The sequence below is a fragment of the Pseudomonas salicis genome, assembly GCF_057128705.1.
The window spans coordinates 265763-285965 of record NZ_JBSKHU010000001.1 but is presented as its reverse complement, the minus strand read 5'-3'; the positions used below and the strand labels follow the sequence as shown (position 1 = coordinate 285965).

The window sequence follows — 20203 nt, the reverse complement described above, 5'->3', positions numbered from 1 at the left end:
TTTTCAGGGTTGGGGTGTTTTTTTCAGGTTGGCTTGAGCCCACTACAAAAGCGGCTTCAACTCTGCCCAGACGTTCTCCAGCAACCGCGGTTGCGCATTTGCCGCCGGGTGCAGCCCATCGGCCTGGGTAAACTCCGGCACCCCACCCACCCCTTCGAGCATGAACGGCACCAGCGCCACCTTTTTCTCGGTCGCGAGATTGCCGTACACCGCCTTGAACGCCTCGGTGTAACGCGCCCCGTAATTCGGCGGAATCTGCATGCCCAGCAGCAGCACCTTCGCGCCCGCCGCCCGGGAACTGTCGATCATTGACGAAAGATTCTGTTGCAATTGCGCCGGTGGCTGCCCGCGCAGGCCGTCGTTGCCGCCCAGTTCGAGGATCACCAGGTCAGGCTTATGCTGCGCAAGCAGCGCCGGCAGCCGCGCCTGGCCACCGGCGCTGGTGTCGCCGCTGACCGACGCGTTCACCACCTTATCTGTGTAGCCCTGCTCTGCCAGGCGCTTTTCCAGCAGGCTGACCCACCCGACACGGGTATCCAGGCCGAAAGCCGCGCTGATACTATCCCCCACGATCAGCACCGTGCCTGCCATGGCTCCTTGAGACAACAGCAGCAACCCCAGGCCAGCACTTAAAAACCACGCACGCATCGGATTCTCCATGAGCGAAAGTATTCTCAGTGCTCGGAACCTCAGCAAAGTGGTCCCAAGCACCGAAGGTGACTTGACCATCCTGCACGAACTTTCTCTGGAACTGAACAAGGGCGACACCCTGGCCATCGTTGGCGCGTCCGGTTCCGGCAAATCCACCCTGCTCGGCCTGCTCGCCGGTCTCGACCTGCCCAGCGCAGGCGCCGTGACACTGTCCGGGCGCAACCTCAGCGAACTGGATGAAGACCAACGCGCCCGCGTCCGCGCCGAGCACGTCGGGTTCGTGTTTCAGTCCTTTCAACTGCTGGACAGCCTCAATGCCCTGGAAAACGTCATGCTGCCGATGGAGCTGGAAGGCCGCAAAGACGCTCGCGAACGCGCACGGCACCTGCTGGAGCGGGTCGGTCTCGGGCAGCGCCTGACCCACACGCCGAAACAGCTGTCCGGCGGCGAGCAACAACGCGTGGCCATCGCCCGAGCTTTTGCCGCCGACCCGGACGTGCTGTTTGCCGACGAACCCACCGGCAACCTCGACAGCCACACTGGCGAGCGCATCAGCGACCTTTTGTTCGAACTGAACCAGGAACGCAATACCACGCTGGTGCTGGTGACCCACGATGAACGCCTGGCCCATCGTTGCCGGCGCCTGATCCGTCTTGAAGGTGGCCGACTGGTCACCCCCATGGAGCCTTGATGGCACGTTTGCCGTTTGCCCGTTTGCTGAGCCTCGCGGCCCGCCAACTGATGCGCGACGCCCGCGCCGGGGAGTTGCGGGTGCTGTTTTTCGCCCTGGTGATCGCGGTCGCCGCCAGCACCGCCATTGGTTATTTCGGTTCGCGACTGAACAGCGCGATGCTGTTACGGGCCACCGAATTCCTCGGCGCGGACCTGATTCTCAGCGGCTCGACCCCCGCCAAACCCGAACAGATCGAAGCGGGCACTGCCCTCAAGCTGGATCACTCGCAGATCGTGATCTTCTCCAGCGTGGTCGCCACCGACAACGGCATCCAGTTGGCGAGCGTCAAGGCGGTGGACGCGGCCTACCCATTGCGCGGCGAGCTGAAAAGCGCCGAAGCGCCCTATCAGCCTGAAGTCAGCGGCGGCGAGCCGCAGCCAGGGGAAGCCTGGGCTGAATCACGGATCTTGGCGGCGCTGAATCTCAAGGTCGGCGACAGCATCGACGTCGGCTCCACGACACTGAAACTCACCCGCGTGCTGACCTACGAACCGGACCGCGCCGGGAATTTTTATAGCCTGACGCCTCGGGTGCTGATCAACATGGCCGACCTCGAAGCCACCAAAGTCGTGCAGCCGGGCAGCCGGGTCAATTTCCGTGACCTGTGGCGCGGCACGCCCGAGAATCTGGCGGCGTACCGCAAGGCCATCGAGCCTGACCTGGCACCGAACCAGAAAATCGACGACGCCCGGGACGGCAATCAACAGATCGGCGGCGCGCTGGGCAAAGCCGAGCGTTACCTGAACATGGCGAGCCTGGTCGCCGTGCTGCTGGCCGGGGTCGCGGTGGCGCTGTCGGCGGCGCGCTTTGCGGTTCGGCGCTTCGACGCCAGTGCCTTGCTGCGCTGCCTGGGTCTTTCGCGCAATGAAGCGCTGGTGCTGTTCAGCCTGCAATTGGCGATGCTGGGGATCGTGGCCAGCGTGACGGGTGCCCTCCTTGGCTGGTTCGCCCAACTCGGCCTGTTCTACCTGCTGGAGAACCTGCTGCCCGCGCAGGTTCCGCCCGGTGGCTGGCTGCCCGCGTTGGCGGGGATCAGCACCGGGTTGATCGCGTTGGCCGGTTTCGCCCTGCCGCCGTTGGCGGCGCTGGGCCGCGTGCCACCATTGCGGGTGTTGCGCCGCGACATGCTGCCGATCCCCGCCAGCACCTGGCTGGTCTACGGCGCCGCGCTGCTGGCGCTGGGCCTGATCATGTGGCGCCTGAGCCTCGATCTGGTACTGACTTTCGCCCTGCTCGGCGGTGGGCTGATCGCCGCGGCGATCCTCGGCGGTGTGCTGTTGCTGGCGCTGCAAAGCCTGCGTCGCTTGCTGGCCAATGCCTCGCTGCCGTGGCGGCTGGGATTGGGCCAGCTGCTGCGTCACCCGATGGCGGCGGCCGGTCAATCCCTCGCGTTCGGTCTGATCCTGCTGTCGATGGGGCTGATTGCGCTGCTGCGCGGCGAATTGCTCGACACGTGGCAAAACCAATTGCCCAAGGACGCGCCGAACTATTTCGCGCTGAACATCCTGCCCACCGAGCGCGACAACTTCGCCCAGCGCATGAGCCAGCTCTCGACCCACAGCGCGCCGCTGTACCCGATGATTCCGGGGCGACTGATGAGCATAAACGGCGAGCCGGTGAGCAAGTTCGTGACCAAAGACTCGCGCGGCGAAAATGCCACCCAGCGCGACCTCAACCTGACGTGGTCGGCGCATTTGCCGGAAGGCAACAGCATCACCGAAGGCCAGTGGTGGGGCGATCAGCTCCCTGCTGCCGACGTCGTTCCCGGCGTGTCGGTGGAGGCGAAACTGGCCAAGAGCCTGAACATGAAACTCGGCGACACCCTGAGTTTCGTCATCGGTGGGGCCACCCACGAGGTGAAAGTCACCAGCCTGCGGGACATCAACTGGGACACCTTCCAGCCGAATTTCTTCGTGATCTTCCAGCCCGGCACGTTGGAGGACGTCCCGACCACCTACCTGACCAGCTTCTACCTCGCCCCTGGCCACGACCAGCAGATTGTCGAGCTGTCCCGCGCCTTTCCGGCGGTGACGATCCTGCAAGTGGAAGCGTTGCTGGAGCAACTGCGCAGCATCCTCGATCAGGTCACGCTGGCGGTGCAGTACGTGCTGCTGTTCGTGTTGGCGGCGGGTCTGTCGGTGCTGTTCTCGGGGTTGCAGGCCACGCTGGACGAGCGCATTCGCCAAGGCGCGCTGCTGAGGGCGCTGGGCGCCAATCGCGCGTTGCTGATCAAGGCGCGGCGCATCGAGTTCGGACTGTTGGGTGCAGTCAGCGGAGTATTGGCCGCCTTGGGGTGTGAACTGGTGAGTTTCGTGCTGTATCGCTACGCGTTCAGCCTTGAATGGTCGCCGCATCCGTGGCTGCTGCTGTTGCCGCTGATTGGCGCCCTGCTGGTCGGCGGCGCGGGCGTGTTCGGCACCCGGCGTGCGCTGAATGCCAGCCCGTTGACGGTGTTGCGCGAGGGTTAAATCCCCCTCGTGGATCGCAGGCTGATGAGGGTCAATCATGTCCCGCTTCGGTCTGCTTCCACCCTCAGATCGCCGCCGTGATCACCACTTCGATCAAGGCATTTCCGCCCAGATCAGCGACCCCGACCGTCGCCCGTGCGGGCAAATCCTGCCCCTCGACCCAGCCCTTCCATACCGTGTCCATGGCCGGTTTCTGCGTGAGGTCCGTGACGAAGATCGTCGCGCTGAGCAAACGTGTGTTGTCTGTGCCCGCCTGCGCCAGGTAACCATCGATCTTGCTCAGCACCTGACGGGCCTGGCCTTCCATGTCGAGGCTTTCGTCATCGGCGGTCACGCCTCCAAGGTAGACGACGCCGTTGTGTTCGACAACGCGGTGCATGATCGGGGTTTGCAGGTGTCTAGTGGTCATTCAGGGTTTCTCGTTCGAGGTAGGAAGGTGTGTCGGATTTTTCCGGCCAGAGGCCAGTGACCGCGTGGGTGTCGTTCTCGGTATGAGACAGCGCGGCGATTTCCCCCAGCCGCAGGGGTTTGATCGGCGGGCGCAGGCGGTAAGTGCCGACATCAGCGGGCCCGGCGCTCCACTCGTCGGCGAGCAGCTCGACCACCGTTGGCCCACACAGACGCCCCTGACACGGCCCCATGCCGCAGCGGGTGAAAACTTTCAGTTGATTGGGGCCAGTGAGTCCACGACGGGCGGCATCACGAATGGCGCCCGCCGTGACTTCTTCGCAGCGACAGACCAGGGTCGAATCGTCCTGTGGCACTAAAAACGAGCGCATCGGCAGGTAAGCGGCGTCGATGAAATGCCGACCGCGTTGCCAGCGTCCGCAAAGGTCCAGGCTGTGTTGGCGTCGTTGTTCGAGAGACCGAGCATCAACCCGTGTCGAATCGAGCAACACCGCCAACGCCACTGCACGCCCCGCTTCCGCCGACGCCAGCGCGCCCGCGATTCCAGCGCCGTCCCCCGCAATGAAAATATCGGGTAGCGAGCTGCAACCCTGTGCATCGATCCGCGGCTGGAACGCCCGAATCGCCCCGTTCCACATCAGCGCACACCCGGCCGAATTCGCCAGCGCCGTGTCGGGTATCACGCCTTGATGCAGCAACACCACGTCAGCCGCCAGCGTATCTGCTGTCTTCGCGGTCTGGTAACGAATGCCCGTGGCGCGGTCTTCTCCAATGATGTCCAACCGCGTCACGCCACCGATCACCCGCAGATGACGCCGCGCCCGAGCCAGCAACGCCAAGCCCTTCAAGGCATAGGGAGAAAACACGAACTCGGGCAAGTAGCGCCATGCCGAACGCAGCCCAGCCCCGGTGTCGAGCAACGCGACGACGTTCGCCCCGGCGTCATGCAGCTGCACCGCCAGTTGATAGAGCAGCGGTCCGCACCCCGCCAGCACCACCCGCCCCGCGGGCACCAACCCCGACGTTTTCAACGCGATTTGCGCGGCGCCAGCCGTCATGACACCCGGCAACGTCCAGCCCGGCAGGGGCATCGGGCGCTCCAATGCGCCAGTGGCCAGGATCACTTTTCTCGCCTGTATGTGCCGGGCCACGCCACCCAATGACACTCCCACCCGCGCATACGGTTCATCGGCTTCCGGGTTGGCGCTGTCGAGGCTCCAGACACGGCAGCGCGCCGCGTAGGTTAAAGGGCTGCGCAGGAACCCCTCGGCGATCGGCTGGCCCGCCCAGTACGCCTCCCCCAGATACCCCCGACGGGCGGGCGTGTTGCGGGTGATGGCTCGATAGATCTGTCCACCGGGCGCCGGGTTTTCGTCCAGCACCAGCACCGACACACCCTCGGCGGCGAGCAGCGTGGCAGCGCTCATGCCCGCCGGACCCGCCCCCACGACGATCACGTCATAAAACCCGGCAAGGTCCTTCGCGTGTTCCACCGACACCGCACTCATGAACGCACCGCTCCCGTCACAGGTCGAGCGCCACGTTGTCGGGCGACCACCATGCCTTCTCGCACCTCGACTTGACAGCCCTGACGACTGGGCACCCCATCGATCACCACCAGGCATTCGAAGCACGCGCCCATCAGGCAATACGGCGCACGGGGCTTGCCGCGGACGACGCTGTCGCGGCAGCTTTCGATACCGGAGGCGAGCAATGCCAGCGCGACGCTTTCGCCCTGTTCAGCGGTGAGGGTTCGGCCTTCGAATTCAAAGGACAGGGCCTGCGTAATCGGCACGAGTCTACGAAACATGGAACCTCCGCGAATGAAAAGGCAGCAAGGTGTCGTCCAGCGCTCCCGCTGCAATCTGCGGGGCGATCTGCAGCGCATGCAGCGCGGTCAGGGTCACACCGGAATGGCACAGCATCAGGAACGCGCCGGGATAGGCAGATGACTGTTCGTAAAGCGGCATGCCGTCCGGCGTCTTGACCCGAAACCCGGTCCAGATGCGGACGACGTTCAGGTCGCGGATGATCGGGAAAATCTGTGCAGCCCGTTCGGCGAGCACCGCGCTGATGCCGTGATTCAACGCCATCGCGCCGGTGTGGGTTTCCTGGCTCTCGCCGATCAACACACTGCCCTCGCCGGTCTGGCGCAACGAGCCCGCGACCGAATCGAAAAACCGCTGACACTTTTCAGTGACGATGACTTGCCCCTTGGAGCGCACCAGCGGCGCCGACATCCCCAGCATCGGCGCAAGACGCGCGTTGTCCAGCCCCGCCGCCAGCACAACCTTGCGCGCCCGAATCACTCCCCAGGTGCCGATCATGTTGAAGCCTTGGCTCAACGGTTCCACGCGCTCGACTGGATGATGCGCGCGGTATTCGGCACCACGCTGGGTCATGCCCACGTGCAAGGCGTTGAACAGCCGAAGCGAATTGACGTGACCGTCGTATCGGCAAAACGACGCGCCGACGACCTCCGGGCCGAGGTGTGGCAAGCGGGCGTGCAGCTCGTCGCGATCCAGCATCTCGTAGTCCCCAAGACCGCCTTGGGTCTGGGCTGCGATGGTCGCCATGTTCGCGCTCAGCTGTGCCAACTCCCGCTCGGACAAGGCGAAGTTGTAGCCGCCCGGCTGCTGCAATTGCAGGTCAATGCCGGTTTCCTGTCGCAGCGTTTTGGCGAGGGCCGGCCACTGCAACGCCGCGTCCCGGGACCACAGCGCATAAGCCGGTTGGTCCAGGCCCTTGTCGCTGACCCACACCAGACCGAGGTTGGCCCGCGAGGCACGGGGATCGAGGTCGCCGCCGTCCAGTACGAGCACGTCATGGCCCAGCCCCGCCAGCCCCCAGGCGAGCGCGGCGCCCATGAGGCCGCCGCCGATGATGACTATTTCGCGTTCTTCCACACCGCTTCCCGTTTGAATTCACTGCACCGAACGTGCGGTTGCGCTTAATGTGCGATTCGCCGAGCATGCGGTCAAATGCCGAAAAACGCCTCGTGCATAAGCCAATATGATGGAGCCGTTGGATGAATTTCAGACAGGTCGAAGCCTTTCGGGCGGTGATGACCACGGGCAGCATGACTGCTGCCGCCGAACTGATGTCGGTGACGCAACCGGCGGTCAGCCGGCTGATCCGCGATTTCGAGGCCGCCACTCGCTTGCTGCTGTTCGAACGCCACGGCAACCAGATCATTCCGACCCAGGCGGCGTTCACCTTGATCAAGGAAGTCACCCGCTCGTTTGTCGGGCTGGACCGGCTGACCCAAGTGGCCGCCGACATTGGCCGTCACTCCGCAGGCTCGCTGCGCATCTCGGCCATGCCTGCGTTAGCCAGTGGCATCCTGCCGCGTTTCGTCGCGCAATTTGTGCTCGACAAGCCGAACCTGTACGTCGCGGTCACGGGCCTCGGTTCGCCGCAAGTCATCGAAACCGTCGCGTCCGGGCAGGCGGATCTGGGTTACGCCGACGGCCCCATCGACCGCTCCGGCTTTGACGTGGCGATGCAGCCGATTGCCGCCGTCGTGGCATTGCCCGACGGGCATCCGCTGGCGCAGAAACGGGTGATCTACCCTGCTGATCTCGCCGGGGAAAAGATGATTGCGCTGGAGCCGGGCAGCCTGTTCGCCATGCGCGTCGAAGTGGCGCTGGCGGGCGTGCCGCGCACCGTCACGCTCGAAGCGTTGCTGTCTCACACCGCGCTGATCATGGTCGCGGCGGGGGCCGGGATCACTATTCTGGACCCCACCGCCACCCTCGATTTTCTCGACAAAGGCATCACCATCCGCCCATTCGGCGTCTTCATCGACGCCAGTTTTGCCGAGCTTCGTCAGTCGGGGCGCAACCGTTCGGCCATCGTTGACCTGTTCCGCAAACAGTTCATGGACTGGCACAACGACCTGATCGCACAGACCGGGCTGGACCTGTCGCCGCCTCAGTAACCTTTGCGTCGGTCAACCAGGCCGGTCAGTGGCAGACCGGCCCGGTGCTGGCCGATCACCTCCAGCACGGTGGCCACGGCGGTTTCGGGCCGGGTCATGCTGGCGACGTGGGGCGTGATGACGATGCGCGGGTCGTGCCAGAACGGGTGGTCTTCAGGCAGCGGCTCGGGGTCGCAAACGTCCAGCACGGCAGCACGCAACTGCCCTTCCTCCAGCGCCGTCAGCAGGTCGTCGTTGACCAACTGCGCGCCTCGGCCCACGTTCACCAGCGCGGCGCCTTCGGGCAATTGCGCGAACAGCTGACGATTGAGCAAGCCTCGCGTCTGATCGGTCAGCGGCAGCAGGCACACAAGAATGTCGGTGCGCGCCAGAAATGCCGACAACTGCGCTTCCCCGGCGAACACCTCGACGCCCTCGATCTCGCCTCCAGAGCGACTCCAGCCTGCAAGCGGAAAGCCGAACGGCTGCAACTGTCGCAACGCCTGACGCCCCAGCATGCCCAACCCCAGCACCCCGACACGGCGCCGGAACGCGGGCACATTGCGCTGGTCCTGCCAGACCTTCTGCCGCTGTCGCTCAAGGTACACAGGCCAGTCCCGATGCAATGCCAGGACCGCCAGCGTGACGTATTCGGCCATGTCCTGAGCGATGCCCGGCTCGGTCATGCGCACCACCGGCACATGCTCGGGGATGCCCGTGCCTTCCAGTTGATCGACCCCGGCGCCCACCGAAACCAACAGTTCCAGGTTGGGAAAGCGTTCCATCAGCCGGTCAGGCGGCTCCCACACCGCGAGGTAGCGCACCTCGTGGGCAGGGCCGGTTTCAGGCCAGACATAAAACGGCATGTCCGGCGCGAGCTGTCGAAACAGCGCGCGCCATTCTTCGCCGCGTTCCGGCTCGGCCTTGTAGACAAAACTCATGGTCGTCAATCCAGTTGGACCCAGACTTTGCGGGTGGTTTCGAGCACACGCCAGATGCCTTTGAAGCCCGGGCGCATGATAAAGGTGTCTCCGGCCTGAATGCGTTTGACCGGCTGGCCTTCTTCCACCAGTTCGGAGACGCCCGACAGGATCGCACAATATTCCCAGCTCTCGCCCTTGATCGACCAGTAGGCACCGGGGGTCACTTCCCACACGCCTGTCCGGACCCGGCCGTCCGCGCTTTTTTCGATGTCCCACGTGGTGAATATCGGGTTGCCCTCGACCAGTCGGTCCGGCAATGGCTCGCCTTTGCGGCCTTCGCCGAGGTCGGAAAAATTGAAATGGGTCAGATAGCTCATGGTCGGTGCCCTGTCGGTTGAATGGATTGAAATTCGGGTATTGAAAACGCCATCACAGCTCACCGGCGGCCCAGCGGGTCAGCGCATCGGCAGGCAGCTCTCCGTCGATGCAGGCCAGCACGCGCTCGCCCATCAACGAAGAAAACTTGAACATCTGGCCGTCGCAATTGGTCACCACCACGGCCTGGCCATCCTGTTGCACGCGAAATTTGGCGGTGGCGTCCTTGACGTAATACCCCACCGCCATGCGCAGGGGGCGGTACTCGGCGGCGTCGCGCAGGTAAGGGGCGAAATGGGCGATGACGTCGTAGCCTTCGCTCACGTCGGCCTTGAACCCGGTCAGCTCCGGCGAGCCCGCGCGGCGATGCAGGCCCGAACCGAACTTCAGGCCGGTCCCGCCTGCGGGGGCCAGCGCGTAGTTGTCGCCGACGCCCAGATCCGTGAGGCAAGGACCGCTGGCCCAATGAACCTGTTGCTCCGGTGGGGCCTGGACGTAACAGACCGCCTGGCGCCAGATCGGCAGGTCGTCGATCTGCGGCATCAGGCCCGGCAACCAGGCACCGGCCGCCACGATTACCGCATCGCCCTGCACGACTTCGCCGTCGTCAAGGGTCACGCGGCTGGCGACAGTGTTGACGTGCATGACTTTGCAGTGGGATTGAAGCGTTGCGCCGTGGGTTCGCACCCAGGCCAACAGGCTGTCCACGATGCGATCGGCGAACAGCACGCCGCCGTCGGCCTGATACAAGCCTTGCGCCGAGGCCGGGAGCATCAGTTGCGGGCAGAGCCGCTCGGCCGCGTCGCTGCTCATCACTTCATGGGGGATGCCCAGACGCCGGAAGGTCGGCAGCGTCAGTTGAATCTCGTCATTCGCTTCCATCGACACGCCGAAGGTGCCGGTGGCCACGAAGTGCCGTTCACCGATGTCTTGCCAGAGCCGCTCCCAGGCACCGAACGCCTCGCCCACCATCCGCGTGTAGCCCTCGGCGTCGCCGTATTGGTAGCGGATCATCCGGTGCTGGTCGTAGGAGGCCGCTTGCGGATTGGGCAAGGCTCCCTGCTCCAGAACCGTGACGCGATGCCCGCGTTTCAGTGCGGCACGCGCGCAGGAAAGCCCGACGGCGCCAGCGCCGACGACAATGATGTGTTTCATGAACCGACCCTTGAGCAGAGCGCGACAGGCGTCGCGCGCACTAATGACATCCCGCGGACGCGGGAATCAGATCCGAATTTTGCGGGTGGCTTTCACGCCGCCCGACAGGTACTGCTCGAACTGGCGCACCAGCAGCATCGCCACCAGGTTGATCACCAGGTAAAACACCGAGGCGATGACGAAGATCTCGATGATGGCGAAGGTTTCGCTCATCAGCCGTTTCGCATAGCCTGTGATTTCCAGCACCGTGATGGTCGAGGCCAGGCTCGACTCCTTCACGATGATCGCAATCTCGTTGCCGTATGCGGGGAGTGCCTGACGCAAGGCCAGCGGAAAGCGCACTCGCAGGAAGGTCACCCACTTCGACATGCCACACGCCTGCGCCGCTTCCACCAGACCGTGGGGAACTGACTGAAACCCTCCGCGAAAGATTTCCGAGGTGTAGGCCACCGTGTTGAGCACCACGGTCAGCACCGCGCAGTTGAGGCTGCTGCCGACCACCCACCACAGCACGGGGGTGTGCCGCACGAACTCCAGTTGCCCGAACCCGTAATAGAGAATGAACAACTGTACGAGCAGCGGCGTGCCGCGAAAAAAACCGCTGAACGCCGAACAACACGCCACGACCCAAGGGCGGCCCGACAGGCGCAACAGCGCCAGCAACACCCCGAACGGCAACCCCACCAGCACCCCGAAGAGGCCGATGAGCAACGTCACCTGCGCCCCTTTGAGCAGAAAGGGAATGGCCTCTTGCAGCAAGTCCATGTCCATCAACGCGCCCCCCGAAATCCGCGGTTCAGGTGCACTTCACACACCCGAAACAGTCGCTGGCTGAGCCAGGTGATCAACAGAAACACCAGCCCGGCGATGAGGTAGAACGCCAGCGGACTGCGGGATATACCCGCCGCCAGCGCGGCCGTGCGCATCAATTCCCCCAAGCCCACCACCGACACCAGCGAGGTGTCCTTGATGGTCATCTGCCAGACGTTGTTGAGGCCCGACAACGCACTCCTGAGCATCAACGGCAGGACGATCCGCAAGTAGATCGCCTTGCGCGGCATGGCCAATGACTTCGACGCTTCAATCAGCCCTTCCGGAATCGTCGCCAGCGCCCCGCGCAACACTTCCACCGAATACGCGCTGGAAATGATGCTGATCGCCAACACCCCCATCAGAAACGGATAGGCGTTGCGCAACGCCGACTGAAAACCGAAGAACGCGCCGATCTGATCCACCACCTGCACCGAGCCGAAGAAGATCAGGTAAATGATCAACAACCCCGGAATGCTGCGCACCAGCATCGTGTAGGCCTCGACCAGACGGCCCAACAGGTACACCTCACGCCAGCGGACGATGGCCAGCGGCAGTGCGACGATCAGGCCCACACACATGCCCAGCAGGCCCAACCCCAGTGTCACGGCACTGCCCTTGAGCAGGGAAACCGCCCAGCCCTGCTCGAATAAAAACCGCCATACGTCCGTCATTGACCACCCGACTCATTCAATACTGCGCGAACGCTGCCCATGCCTCAGACGCGTGAAGCGTCGCCCTTGGCGTTCTACTGTTTGCAGGGGATGGCGTAGTCTTCGTCGAACCATTTTTTGCTGATCGCGGTGAGCTGGCCTTTCTTCGACAGGTCGCACAATGCGCTGTCGACCTTGGCTTGCAAGGCGCTGTTGCCCTTGCGGATGCCGACGCCCATGCCATAACCGAGCACCGTCGGATCATCCGCCTGGCGCACGGCCACTTTCACCCGCGTGAACTTCGCGCCGCCGGGGGTTTTGAAGAAGTCAGTCCAGGTCGGCGAATCGCTGTAGGCGGAATCGATCCGGCCCGCTTCCAGGTCGGCCAGCATCTGCGTCGTGGCGTCGTAGGTTTTCACCTCGGACTTGGGCAGGTGCTTCTGCACGTATTTGGCGTAGGTGGTGCCGTTGACCACGCCCACGGTCTTGCCGTCGAGCTGCTTCTCGATCTCGGTGATCGACCCCAGCGAGGCAATCGGCGAGTCCTTGGCGATCACGTAGTACTGCGGCACGCCACCGTAGGGAATCGAGTAATCGATCTGTTTCTTGCGCGCTTCGGTGATGCCCAGGCCCGAGACGATCACGTCGAAACGGTCGGTGCTCAGGGAGGGAATCAGCGTGCTGAACGACTGCACGACAAAACGGCATTTGACCTTCATTTCACTGCACACGGCATTGGCGATGTCGGCGTCATAGCCGGTCACGTTGCCGTTGACGTCGGCCATGCTGTACGGCGGGGCATCGCCCTCGGTGCCGACCGTCAAGGTATCTTCCGCTGCGTTGACACCGGAGGTGAGGCCGATCAACGCAGAGCCACAAACGAACGCGAGCAAAGTCTTCTTCATCGAGAGATACCTAAGATCATTTCAGTGGCGGCAGCAGCGATTCAAGGGTGTGACAGGAAAGCCCTGACACGTTCGGACGTGGAGTGATTGAAGACCTCTTCGGGGGTGCCGTCGTCCTCGATGCCCCCTTTGTGCAAAAAAACGATCCGCCTGGACACTTCGCGGGCGAACCGCATCTCGTGGGTGACCAGCAAGATTGTGTTGCCCTCTTCCGCCAACTCGCGGATGACCCTCAGCACTTCGCCCACCAGTTCGGGGTCGAGTGCAGACGTCGGTTCATCGAACAGCATGATGCGCGGCTGCATGGCCAACACCCGCGCAATGGCGACCCGTTGCTGCTGGCCGCCGGACAAGGCCGAAGGAAACGCCGCAGCTTTCTCGGCCATGCCGACGCGGGTCAGCACCTGCATCGCACGGTCGCGGGCTTCGTCGCGGCGCAGCTTCTTCACCCAGATCAGCGCTTCGGTGACGTTCTCCAGCACCGTGCGGTGCGGCCAGAGGTTGAAGCTCTGAAACACCATGCCCAGTTCGGCGCGAAAATCGTCCACCAGACGCGGGTTGCTGAGGTGCACGCTGCCGTTGCTGCGGGTCTCGATGTGCAGCCCGCGGCCGTTAACTTCGATGGCGCCCGAGGTGGGCATTTCCAGAAAGTTGAGGCAGCGCAGAAACGTGCTTTTGCCGGAGCCCGAGGAGCCAATCAGGGAAATGACTTCGCCTTGGCGGACCTTCAGGTCGATGCCCTTGAGCACCGCCACGTCGGCAAATTGCTTGTGCAGGGCATCGACTCTGAGCACTACGGGTGATGGCTGCGCGTTCAAATCGAGGCTCCAGTGTCAGCCGAAGTGGCCGGTGGTCGTGGCCTCAATTTGGAACGTGGCGACCATACTGTCAAATGAGAGAAATATCGCCGTGCATAACCAAATGTTATTCACCGGGCGCAGGGGGTACGCCCGGTGTGTCGCGATGCGATCAGAGCACCTTGGTGGCGCCCGCTGGGGTGGCCTGAGCAGCCTGGGCATTACGCTTGCCTTCCCGGCGCAGATGAATCATCTGCCCGACGACGCCCACTACCAGCGCGAGGGCGATAAACCCCAGCGCGCCTTTCAGCAGCGGCGACTCGGGGTCGGTGACGATCGGATGGCCGTCCGGCACACGGCGCAAGGTTTCGGAGACGCTGGGGACCATGAGGAAAAACGCGGTCAGACTCAGCAGGACCGTTTCCAGGTACACCCGCGCCCGGCCCAGTGCGCTGACGAAGCCGACGCCGTACCCCGCGAACAGCAACACCAGCGTGATTGCGCCAATCACCGGACTGACGGGTTGTTTCGCCACGAGGAACACCGTGCTGCCGCCGAGCAACATGAAGAGGAAGTACGCCAGGCCTGGTCCTGACCTCGGCACGATGCGCCCGTGCTTGATGAACATGTACGCCGCCAACGGAATGGCGGGCAGGCTGCCGAGGGTGTGTACCCAGCCGAGGGGAGAAATGCCGAACATGGGGTGCGTCCTGTTTTATTGGATGATGTGCACAACGGCTCGACACCGAAAGACGACGAGAGCGTTTCGGTTTGTCGGCGCTGAAGCGTTATGATTCGGCGTTCAGGTTATTGAAGGCGTGGTCGAACGAACATGACGGATTTACTGGGAAATTTGATCATTCTTCCGGAAATGCAACTGGAGGGGTTGGCGGCGGGTGACTTGCTGTCTCAGGTATTGGCGCAGATTCGCCTCACCGGGGATCGGGTCTATTCGTCCAGCGTGGCGCAGGGAGAGCATCTGGATCTGGATGAAAAAAGTGCCCACGTCTGCGTGCTGCAAACCGGGCAGTTGCACATCGAGGGGACGGATCGACAGGCCATCGTCGTCGAACAGGGCGACATTCTGCTGCTGCCCCATGATCCGTCGCCGTTGACCATCACGGCAACGAACGGCCCCGCGACGCTGGTCATTTGCCGGTTCTGGTTCGACGCGGGCAGCTTTCAGGCGATGCTGTTCGCCATGCCCTGGCTGATTCACATCCGCCACGCTGACGCCGCGCCGTGGTCGGAAGGCATCCTGCATTTCATGCTGCTGGAGGCCAACGACACTCAACCGGGCGGCGCACTGATGATCTCGCGCCTGATCGACCTGGTGGTCATTCGCATCCTGCGCACCTGGGTTCAACAAGGCCTGGCGTCGGGCTGGCTCGGCGGATTGTCGGATGAACGCATCGCCCGCGCCCTTCGCGCGATTCACGAAAAACCCGGCCAACAGTGGCGCATCGACGTGCTCGCCGATGTGGCCGGTATGTCGCGCTCCAGTTTCTGCGACCGCTTCACCGCGCTGGTGGGCCGCTCACCGCTGCGTTATCAGAACGAATGGCGGCTGACGCTGGCCAAGACCATGCTGGCCCGACACGACAGCCGCATCGGGGAAATCGGCTTCGCCATCGGCTACGAATCCGAAGCCGCGTTCAGCCGGGCGTACAAGGCGTTCTTCGGCCGCACGCCTCGGGATGACAGTGGCCGAGGGGCGTCGGAATCGCGGTGAGGTACGCGTGTCGGGCGTCAGAGCGTCACGCCTGTCCACTGCTCCGACACGTGCCACAAGCGCTCCGCGAGTTCGGGATCGGCCGCCCATTGCGCAACGCCTTTGCGGCCTGACGCGGGATCGTTCACCGGGGCAATGTTGCAGTCTTCGCAATACACACCCCCCTTGCCGTCCAGCAGTGGACTGGTCGCGCACCACAGTCCGGTCGCCGCGCCCTGTTCAAGGGTTTTGAGGCCGCGTTCAGGGGCGATTTTCTGCTGACCGTTTTCATCGAACACGTCAAATGCGTCGATCTCGGCGCGGCTCAAATGGCGCCCGAGGTCGGTCAGAATCTGGCCCGGATGCAGCGAAAACGCGCGAATGCCAAGGTCACGACCGCGAGTATCCAGCGCCAGGGCGAACAGCGCGTTGGCGGTTTTTGACTGGCCGTAGGCGACCCACTTGTCATACGGGCGACGGTTGAAATCGATGTCCTCGAAATCGATGCCCGCGATCTGATGGCCTCGGGATGAAACGGACACCACCCGCGCCGAACCTGCTGCCCTCAACACCGGCCAGAGGCCGCAGGTCAGGCGGAAGTGGCCGAGGTGATTGGTGGCGAACTGGCTTTCATGGCCGTCGGCGTCCCGGACAGGAGGCGATGCCATGACGCCCGCGCAGTTGATCAGCAGAGAAAGCGGGTGGCCCTGCTGGACGATGCGCTCGCAGAAGGTCCGAATGTACGCCGGGGCCATCAGGTCCATGGGCTGAACGCTGACACCCGTGATGCCCGCCAATGCAGCGTGGGCACGTTCGACGTCTCTGGCAGGCACGATGACCTGCGCCCCGGCGTTCGCGAGACTTTTCGTGGTGATCAAGCCCAGGCCGGAATACCCGCCGGTAACGATGGCAAGGCGCCCGCTCAGGTTGATGCCTGTCATCACGTCGTCGGCAGTGCTCGCGGCGTTGAACGGTGAAGGGAGCGGTTGTTGAAGGGTCGTCATGGGTATGTTCTCGTTGTGTATCGGAGCGTTCAATTCTTCTTTAAGCTGCCGGGACGAACCAGTTCATATCATCCGGTTTTCTGTCGTGATCATCCAAAGCCCTGTATCCGATCCTCTCTCCGACATCCTTTCCCTGGCGGGCCTGCGCGCCGCGTGTTCGGTGCGGCTGCAAGCCGGTGGCGAATGGGCGTTGCGCTTCCGGCCCATCGAGCTGAAATTCAACGTGGTGCGTCGGGGCGAATGCTGGCTGTGCCTGCCGGATCAGCCGCCCCGCCGCTTGCAGGCGGGGGATTGTTTTGTGGTGTCCCGCACGCCGTTCGTGCTGGCGAGCGCCCCCGAACTTGAAGCCGTGAATGCGTCCGAGGTTTTCGGGCCGTCGGGTGCGTCGGCGAGTTTTGGCGTCGGGGATGAGGTGGAGCTGTTAGGTGGCAGCGTCTCGCTGGTCAGCCCCGGTGCGAGCGACTTGCTGGCGCTGTTGCCACCGGCTATCGTCATCCGCGCCGAGTCGGGGGGAGCATCTTCGTTCGCCTGGCTGCTGGATGAACTGGACCGGGAGTGGCAATCGGCGCTAGCCGGGGCGTACACGATGTGCAACGACCTGCTGCGGCTGATCTTCGTTCACGCGCTGCGCCATCACATCAGCACCGCCGATGTCGCTGATCTGGCCTGGCTCGCAGGGTTGCGTGAACCGGCCGTTGCCAACGTCATGCGCGCGATCCACAACGCCCCGGACAAATCCTGGAAACTGGCCGAGATGGCCGACATCGCCTGCCTTTCGCGGTCGAGCTTCGCGGCCCTGTTCAAGGCCCGGGTCGGCCAGCCTCCCGTGGAATACGCCACCCGCTGGCGCATGCGCGTGGCCGCTGCACGATTGGCCGCTGGCACCGGAAGTGTCGCCACCGTTGCGGCGTCCTTGGGTTACCTTTCCGACGCGGCATTCGGGGTGGCGTTTCGGCGAGTGCATGGGAAATCGCCGGGCCAGTATCGGCGGGAGGTTTTGCAGGCTGAGCGCCGAGATTGAACCTGGTGGAGCCAGGCCCAGAACTCACCGGCGACACTAAGTCCTGTGGGAGCGAATTCATTCGCGAAAAGGGGGGCAGACGCTGGAGATGTATCGACTGGACCGTTCCCTTCGCGAATGAATTCGCTCCCACAGTTGAGTCCGCGTTAGATCTCAAGCTTCGCGACGACCCTGACCTCTGTGGGAGCGAATTTATTCGCGACAAATGGGCCAGGCGATGGAGATGTACAGCCTGTACTGCCCCCTTCGCGAATGAATTCGCTCCCACAGTTGAGCCGGAGCCAGGCCCAGAACTTCCCGGCGACACTGACTCCTGTGGGAGCGAATTCATTCGCGAAGGTGGGTCAGGCGATGAAGAGCCGCGGCCGCACCCGTTATCGAGCTGCAGTCGGTCAGAAGGGTTCGCAGCTTTATCCCTCCGCGCCGTACCTGATCCCGCTCACATACCAGATCGCCTCGCCACTCGGCGTCTGAACCGTGACCTCATCCCCCTCTTCCTTCTTCAACAACGCGCGGGCCATGGGCGCGTCGATGGAGATGTAATCGAGGCGCCCGTAGATCTCGTCATGCCCGACGATGCGAAAGCGTTTGGCTTCACCGTCGTCGTTCTCGATCTCGACCCACGCGCCGAAGAACACCCGCCCTTCCTGTTCCGGCGAATAGTCCACGACCTTGACGTCTTCCAGCCGCTTGCGCAGGTAGCGCACGCGGCGGTCGATCTCGCGCAGCAGCTTTTTGTTGTACTGGTATTAGGGCCCTAGCTATAAATATACTATTCAAGCTTGGGTGAGCCTCCCATCTATGTAGAAGGCCACGCTACTATGGAGGAGCTCAGTCGGTGAACATTCAACAGTTTTTAGGGTAGAGGTGACCCAGATATTTCTCAAAACTTGCCTGATCCTCTCACTGATCTCAGGGCATGAGCAAAAAAAACGCGGCACGCCGCGCGGAAAAGGGATTCTAAAAAAATCTTATTAAAACAGATAGAAAAGCTCACACTCAATTAGTCAAAATGCGCTCACCGGTCTCCCATGGCCTGCGAACTTTCGACCCTCGCAATCCGGGTCAACGAAACTGAATGCCAAATAGATTATATTTACAGATAAGTCAAAAAAGCGTAGTTCCTTAACCACGTTTTTGTGCATTCAGCGAATCAAAGAAGCTGGTTACATTCAAGGCGGAAGCCTTAAGCTGCGCAACCAAAGAGTCCATTGCGTTGTACTTTGCAGTCAGGGTTTTAGTGAGTTCGGTCACATGCAGATCGAGGTTCAGTTGCTGACGGTCAAGGTCTCGTTGCTGTTTGTTAAGACTAGTCTCTCGAGTGTCGAACATACCACCCGTTTGTGAATATGGAGTTAGCGCCGCATTCATTTTAGCGAGTAGACCGGTAGACATATCGTCCCCGCTGAAAAGCTTTTGTATTTGTCCTGCTAATCCTTTGTCACTCAGCGCCGCAGAAAACTTATTATCATCGAAACTCAAAGTGCCATTCGACTGACTAGTGGTGACGCCCAATTGAGCCAGCACGGTTATTCCGCCCGATGCGTTGGGGCTGACCAACTCGTTACGCATGGCAGCAAGTATGGAACGAGGCAGCGAGTCCCCTGTCAGGCCAGCGGGAACAACGGTGGCCCCTGTGACTGGGTCGGGTTTATCGCTGATTGTCGCCTTACTTACTTTAGTGACAGCGTTCACTACATTGTTATAGCTGTCCACAAACGCTTGTAAAGAACCCTTCAGTCCATCTTTGTTAGTAGACACATCTATTGTTGCGGTACCTTTTTCAAGAAGCGTAAAACTAAGCCCCCCCAAAGATTTATCCACCACGTTGCTTGCACTGTGTATTTCAAATCCATTGATGTTTAACCGCGCATCACCTGGAGGATCGCCCATGTACCCCGATGACCCCGGAATCGTGGGATCTAACTTGGTCCCATTCGCAATCGTAAAACCGGTTAAGTCACTGCTAGTAGTGATTTCTGAATTCGCCCCCGTCAGTGTTGACCCAAGAATAAGACGTGAACCATTGGAGTCACTGATTATATTGGCGCTAATTTTAGTGTTTTTGGTTTCGGCGTTGATTTGCTTCGCCACTGACATAAGCGTTGCACCTGCGGCAAAAGTATAGTCCTTGGCGTTTCCATTCTGAACTATGGTCACGTGGCCTGCGGGAAGCGGGCTATCCGCTCCGCCAGCTATCGCCGCAGAGGCAACTGAGGACGAAGTTGCAACCTGCGATATTTCGACCGAATAATGACCGGGCACCGCTAGGTTATCCGATTCAACGGTTAGCTTTGACTCATTTGACGATTTAGCGGCATAGCCACTAAATACAGGATTATCTTTATTCCCTAGGGTTTTCAGGGTGGCTTGAAAAGCAGATATAGCTGATTGAAGCACTCCTATGCTAGAGAGCTTTGCAGTTACTAGCTTAGTCTGGCTGGTGATTTGTGTCTGTTTGGCTAATTTATCCGCGCTAACTAGAGCGTTAACAATATCACCTATTGCCAGGCCTGATCCCAATCCAGTGGAGGGCGTAATAGGGCTTGCCATTTGATTTTCCTTTCATCTGATACTTACGCATAAAACGCCAACGACGCGTTATTGAACCCAATGACGAAATTAAGCTGGACACGCACTGCAGACTAGATAGCGAAAATAGGATGGGGT

20 protein-coding genes and 1 pseudogene are annotated in these 20203 nt (G+C 62.0%); 5 read left to right on the top strand and 16 right to left on the bottom strand.

Going from position 1 to position 20203, the window contains the following annotated elements:
* Positions 1–42: 42 nt before the first annotated feature.
* Positions 43–648 carry an arylesterase gene (locus tag ACWKWE_RS01375; RefSeq protein WP_166595466.1) on the bottom strand — a complete coding sequence of 202 codons (606 nt, stop codon included), beginning with the start codon at positions 646–648 and terminating at the stop codon, positions 43–45.
* A 10-nt stretch (positions 649–658) separates the two neighbouring features.
* Here ACWKWE_RS01375 and ACWKWE_RS01370 point away from each other — a divergent pair, with 10 nt between their 5' ends.
* Entirely contained in the window at positions 659–1342 is a 684-nt protein-coding gene (locus ACWKWE_RS01370; RefSeq protein ID WP_166595465.1) for an ABC transporter ATP-binding protein, read from the top strand.
* Positions 1342–3852 carry an ABC transporter permease gene (locus ACWKWE_RS01365; protein WP_483849376.1) on the top strand — a complete coding sequence of 837 codons (2511 nt, stop codon included), beginning with the start codon at positions 1342–1344 and terminating at the stop codon, positions 3850–3852. The genes ACWKWE_RS01370 and ACWKWE_RS01365 overlap by 1 nt, the downstream gene beginning before the upstream one ends.
* Positions 3853–3916: 64 nt before the next feature.
* Here ACWKWE_RS01365 and ACWKWE_RS01360 read toward each other — a convergent pair whose 3' ends face one another.
* Genes ACWKWE_RS01360 through ACWKWE_RS01345 form a run of 4 tightly spaced genes read right to left on the bottom strand, consistent with a single transcriptional unit; the run spans position 3917 to position 7166 of the window.
* Positions 3917–4261 carry a RidA family protein gene (locus tag ACWKWE_RS01360; RefSeq protein ID WP_483849375.1) on the bottom strand — a complete coding sequence of 115 codons (345 nt, stop codon included), beginning with the start codon at positions 4259–4261 and terminating at the stop codon, positions 3917–3919.
* On the bottom strand, positions 4251–5768 hold the full coding sequence (locus tag ACWKWE_RS01355) for an FAD-dependent oxidoreductase (RefSeq protein ID WP_483849374.1): 1518 nt from the start codon (positions 5766–5768) through the stop codon (positions 4251–4253). Before ACWKWE_RS01355 ends, ACWKWE_RS01360 begins: the two co-directional genes overlap by 11 nt.
* Positions 5765–6070: a (2Fe-2S)-binding protein gene (locus tag ACWKWE_RS01350; RefSeq protein ID WP_483849373.1), complete on the bottom strand. Its 306-nt coding sequence runs from the start codon at positions 6068–6070 to the stop codon at positions 5765–5767. Before ACWKWE_RS01350 ends, ACWKWE_RS01355 begins: the two co-directional genes overlap by 4 nt.
* Positions 6060–7166 carry an NAD(P)/FAD-dependent oxidoreductase gene (locus ACWKWE_RS01345; RefSeq protein ID WP_483849372.1) on the bottom strand — a complete coding sequence of 369 codons (1107 nt, stop codon included), beginning with the start codon at positions 7164–7166 and terminating at the stop codon, positions 6060–6062. Before ACWKWE_RS01345 ends, ACWKWE_RS01350 begins: the two co-directional genes overlap by 11 nt.
* Before the next feature lie 122 nt (positions 7167–7288).
* Here ACWKWE_RS01345 and ACWKWE_RS01340 point away from each other — a divergent pair, with 122 nt between their 5' ends.
* Positions 7289–8200: a LysR family transcriptional regulator gene (locus tag ACWKWE_RS01340; RefSeq protein ID WP_483849371.1), complete on the top strand. Its 912-nt coding sequence runs from the start codon at positions 7289–7291 to the stop codon at positions 8198–8200.
* On the opposite strand, the gene ACWKWE_RS01335 is transcribed toward ACWKWE_RS01340, so the two are convergent.
* From ACWKWE_RS01335 to ACWKWE_RS01300, 8 genes are all read right to left on the bottom strand, one after another.
* On the bottom strand, positions 8194–9120 hold the full coding sequence (locus tag ACWKWE_RS01335) for a 2-hydroxyacid dehydrogenase (protein ID WP_483849370.1): 927 nt from the start codon (positions 9118–9120) through the stop codon (positions 8194–8196). The genes ACWKWE_RS01340 and ACWKWE_RS01335 overlap by 7 nt on opposite strands.
* 5 nt (positions 9121–9125) lie before the next feature.
* Positions 9126–9479 (bottom strand): cupin domain-containing protein, encoded by a 354-nt coding sequence (locus tag ACWKWE_RS01330; RefSeq protein ID WP_166595458.1) that lies wholly within the window; start codon positions 9477–9479, stop codon positions 9126–9128.
* A gap of 52 nt (positions 9480–9531) precedes the next feature.
* Positions 9532–10632, bottom strand: coding sequence for an NAD(P)/FAD-dependent oxidoreductase (locus tag ACWKWE_RS01325; protein ID WP_483849369.1), 1101 nt, complete (start codon positions 10630–10632; stop codon positions 9532–9534).
* A gap of 66 nt (positions 10633–10698) precedes the next feature.
* A complete protein-coding gene (locus ACWKWE_RS01320) occupies positions 10699–11403 on the bottom strand; it encodes an ABC transporter permease (protein WP_483849368.1) in 705 nt (234 codons plus the stop codon).
* Entirely contained in the window at positions 11403–12116 is a 714-nt protein-coding gene (locus tag ACWKWE_RS01315; RefSeq protein WP_166595455.1) for an ABC transporter permease subunit, read from the bottom strand. The genes ACWKWE_RS01320 and ACWKWE_RS01315 overlap by 1 nt, the downstream gene beginning before the upstream one ends.
* A gap of 74 nt (positions 12117–12190) precedes the next feature.
* Positions 12191–13000, bottom strand: coding sequence for a transporter substrate-binding domain-containing protein (locus ACWKWE_RS01310; RefSeq protein WP_166595454.1), 810 nt, complete (start codon positions 12998–13000; stop codon positions 12191–12193).
* A 41-nt stretch (positions 13001–13041) separates the two neighbouring features.
* Complete coding sequence (locus ACWKWE_RS01305; protein ID WP_483849367.1) at positions 13042–13818, bottom strand: amino acid ABC transporter ATP-binding protein; 777 nt, start codon at positions 13816–13818, stop codon at positions 13042–13044.
* Between the two features lie 151 nt (positions 13819–13969).
* Positions 13970–14497, bottom strand: a complete 528-nt coding sequence (locus ACWKWE_RS01300; protein ID WP_483849366.1) for a hypothetical protein — start codon at positions 14495–14497, stop codon at positions 13970–13972.
* A gap of 132 nt (positions 14498–14629) precedes the next feature.
* Here ACWKWE_RS01300 and ACWKWE_RS01295 point away from each other — a divergent pair, with 132 nt between their 5' ends.
* Positions 14630–15529, top strand: coding sequence for an AraC family transcriptional regulator (locus tag ACWKWE_RS01295; RefSeq protein WP_483849365.1), 900 nt, complete (start codon positions 14630–14632; stop codon positions 15527–15529).
* Between the two features lie 17 nt (positions 15530–15546).
* Here the strand turns inward: ACWKWE_RS01295 and ACWKWE_RS01290 are convergent, their stop codons facing one another.
* Positions 15547–16512: an oxidoreductase gene (locus tag ACWKWE_RS01290; protein ID WP_483849364.1), complete on the bottom strand. Its 966-nt coding sequence runs from the start codon at positions 16510–16512 to the stop codon at positions 15547–15549.
* 85 nt (positions 16513–16597) lie between these two features.
* Here ACWKWE_RS01290 and ACWKWE_RS01285 point away from each other — a divergent pair, with 85 nt between their 5' ends.
* Complete coding sequence (locus ACWKWE_RS01285; RefSeq protein ID WP_483849363.1) at positions 16598–17533, top strand: AraC family transcriptional regulator; 936 nt, start codon at positions 16598–16600, stop codon at positions 17531–17533.
* A 410-nt stretch (positions 17534–17943) separates the two neighbouring features.
* Here ACWKWE_RS01285 and greB read toward each other — a convergent pair.
* Positions 17944–18282: pseudogene (gene greB, locus ACWKWE_RS01280) on the bottom strand (transcription elongation factor GreB); the annotation flags it as partial.
* Between the two features lie 376 nt (positions 18283–18658).
* Positions 18659–20086: a flagellar filament capping protein FliD gene (gene fliD / locus ACWKWE_RS01275; RefSeq protein WP_483849362.1), complete on the bottom strand. Its 1428-nt coding sequence runs from the start codon at positions 20084–20086 to the stop codon at positions 18659–18661.
* Positions 20087–20203 lie beyond the last annotated feature (117 nt).